The sequence below is a fragment of the Micromonospora sp. NPDC048040 genome, from assembly GCF_055587185.1.
Genome location: NZ_JBVJGT010000128.1, coordinates 1 through 3,264, shown reverse-complemented (window position 1 = coordinate 3,264; position 3,264 = coordinate 1). Strand labels below are relative to the sequence as shown.

Here is a 3,264-nt window from a genome sequence, read left to right as displayed (position 1 = left end):
GCCCGACCCATCCCCGGCGCTCGGACGCTGCCTGGTCGGCTCAGGTGCCCACTCGGCTCGCAGGATGCGCATATTGCGCCTCTCCTGCCGGCCTCCGAGCTCTTCTGTGAGCGCCTTGAACTGATCGACCGTCTTGTTCGTATTGATGATCTTGTAGGCGTGTCCGGTTCCGTCGACCAACGGCGCCCCGACCACGACGAAAACGCCGGTAACGAATTCCGATCCGACCTGCCGCGACCACTTCCCTACCCGCAAGGTGACCAGCGTCCGAGCGGTGACCTTCACCTTCGCCCCACCGAGCGCGCCCTCCGTACCAACACTAATACGCAGGGGAGGGGGCAATAGGTTCTTTACCCCCATTACGTCCTCGAAATCCTCTGCGTCGGAAAGATCCCACTGATTCTGCGGCACCCACAGTGCCCTTCTGCGCAGCGACTCGATGTCGTCTGCGGTGGGGGCGGGCTCCAGCTTCAGGTACAGGGTCTCCCCGGTAGGACTATTTTCGGCCGGTAGTTCCACGAACGCGGCGGATCGACCAGTGCTGTCATACCCGAGTTCGAGACGAACCTCTTCGATGTCCGCAGGAAAGACGATCGAATCTCCGTCGACCGCCACGGCCTGTGGGATATAGACCGGGCGGCCGGCGAATTTTACGTCCAACTTCCTAAAATTCGATTTGGGGCGGTCTAGCGACGCCGTGATGTGGTAGGACCCGACGAACGATGGGGGGTCGAGTCTCCACGCCTGGCCGGGCACCTCCGGCAAGTCCGGCGCGACACCGCCGGACTCACCGGCCCTGATGGGAGGCCGCTCAGGTGCCGACCCGGTTAGCGGGACACGCCGATTATCCCGTTCCTGCCGTTTGTTGAGAGTCTTTATGATCCCATCGAGCTCATCGATCTTCTTGCCCGTGTCGAGGAGCCGGTAGGCGTGTCGGTTTTCGTCGCCGACCAACGGCGCCCTGATCACGACGAAAACGCCGCTTTCCGATCCGGCCAGCCGCGGCCACTTCCCTACCCGGTAGGTAATCTTCGTCCCCTTGGTGACCTGCACCTCCTCCCCACCGGGGGTCAAGTGCCTCCCCTTGCCAATGGTAGTACGCAGGGGGGAGGGCAATTTGGTATCCGCCAAAATTTCACCTGGGTAAGTCACTGCGCCGGAAAGATCCCACTGATCCTCCAGCTCCCACAACACATTTATGGACTTCGACATGCCGCCGATGCTGTCCGCGGTGAGGGCGGGGTTGACCACTTCCACGTACAGGTCCTGTCCGGCCCCACTCTCTTGATCCGGATGTACCCGGCGCTCGCGTATCGCGGCCGTCAGTTCCACGACCATCAGGGGTTGACCAGTGACGCCAAACCCGGCTCTGTAAACAATCCGGTCCAGCGTCGTGGGGTAGTCGAACGAACCTCCGCCGGCCAGGACGCCTCCCGGGAGATAGATACTGGGATCTCCTGCCCCGCCGAGCCGTGTGCCCAGATGCCTTCTGGCCGAGAATATCGCCGTCGTGCTGCGGTAGGAATCGACGAACAATGGGTGATCGGTTTTCCACGCCCGGCCGGGTGCCATTGTCTTCAGAGCTTTCCACTCGTCGAGAGTAAACTCGCGGTCGATCCCTTGGAAGATGGCGCTTTCGGTGCCGTCGGGCCGGGTGTACCGGATTTCGACAAAACCAGCACCCCGCCCTCTCCTAATCTTCCCGATAGTGACATCGACCTGATCACCCGGGCGAACAAGCCCATCGATCCCATCGAGACGCATCTCCTGGCCGGCCAGCCGGATACTCAATCCGGGCACCGGACGAGTGAACCCCGACATCTCCGGGTCATGCCGCACCGGGGTGGCCGGGACGCGGATGGTGAATGGGACATTGAGGTCCGTTGGGCGCTGGTCTTCCCAGCGGCCCTGGTCCTTGAGATTGCGCAAGTATCGGAGGTGCGCGGCGAGTTCCTGGACCTGACTGTACGGGAAGGAGGAGCGTTGACGGATGACCGCGAGGTCACGCTGGAAGGTGTTTTCCAGGATACGCGAGTAGGCGCTGTCGGGATTCTTCTCCGCCTTGGCGATCGCCGCTTGCAGCAGACCACGCGTCTTCTCGAACTTCCCATCCAGTTCCCGCCGCGTGCGGGGATTTATCTCTTTCTGGGGGAAGCCCGCAGCGATCCGGTCGGCGATGCCGGAACCGTCTTCGGCACGAGGTTTGACGAGGAAGTAAGCACCCCTCCACCACAGGACCTGTTCCGGGACGACACCGTCATCCGGCGGCGGGCCGATGCGGTCCGGGGCACCGAACGGATGATGGACCAGCATCGGCCGGGACAACTCCTCGGCCGCCACGTGGAAAGGCACAAGCGTGAGTTCGTGAACCCCGCCACCTACGACCTTGCGGAACCAGATCCGGTGCAGCGCCTCCTGCTCCTGCTCCGGCACGTCCGCCGGATACGGAAGAATCTCGGCGAACCTCGACTCGGCACCCCGGGCGAGGTCGTCGGCCAACTCACGAATCACCCACGCACGCAGTCCATCCAGGCTGCGGACCTTCAACTTCGCCAACTGATTCCCAAAGGCGTCCAACACCGGCTGAAAGACCCCGGCCACCCCCATGTCAAACCGCCGAGGATCGAAGTCGAACACCTCGAGCGCCCACCGCTCGAAGCGCTCCGCCTGGTCACTGGACACCACGGCCGACAACGTGGTGATCGCCTCAGCCACCTCCTGCTCCAAGCCCGACGCGACATCGCCCCCCGACGACGCCGAGCCATGCGCCGGTGGCACCCCTGCCGGCGAGCCCGGCGCATCGTCCAGCGCGGGGTTCTCCGACCGCAACCCCAACATCAATTCCGCCGGATCCAACCCTGACAGCAAGTCTACGAAGCCTGCCGGCGCCCCATCCACCGGCGGCGGCGACTCCGAGCCAGGCTCCAGTGGCACCCCTGCCTCATCTGTCGAAAATTCAGGCGCCGATGTCCGCGCCGCCGATGAGCCCGGGAACCCGCCCGCTCCGTCGGTCTCCGTCAGAAAATCCGGGAAAGCCAATGGTGCCCGCATATCGAGCAAACTCGACAGGTCATCCGCGTAAATCTTCAGGCTATCCGCCGGCACACCATCGATACGCGGACGCTTCGACTCAGGTCCCGACTCCGACGACGGCGACTCCGAGCCAGGCGCGTCAGAGCCGGCCGGGCCCCATTCCATCGCCGCCGGCCGACCAGGCAACGAACCGGGCGACAGGTCCAAAGACTCAGACTCCGACTCAGACTC

General features: G+C 63.7%; 1 protein-coding gene. It reads right to left on the bottom strand.

Annotated features, from left to right (window positions below):
* A partial coding sequence (locus ACZ6O2_RS36385; RefSeq protein WP_466026199.1) for a hypothetical protein occupies window positions 1-2,715 on the bottom strand: 2,715 nt, incomplete at its 3' end.
* Window positions 2,716-3,264: the final 549 nt, after the last annotated feature.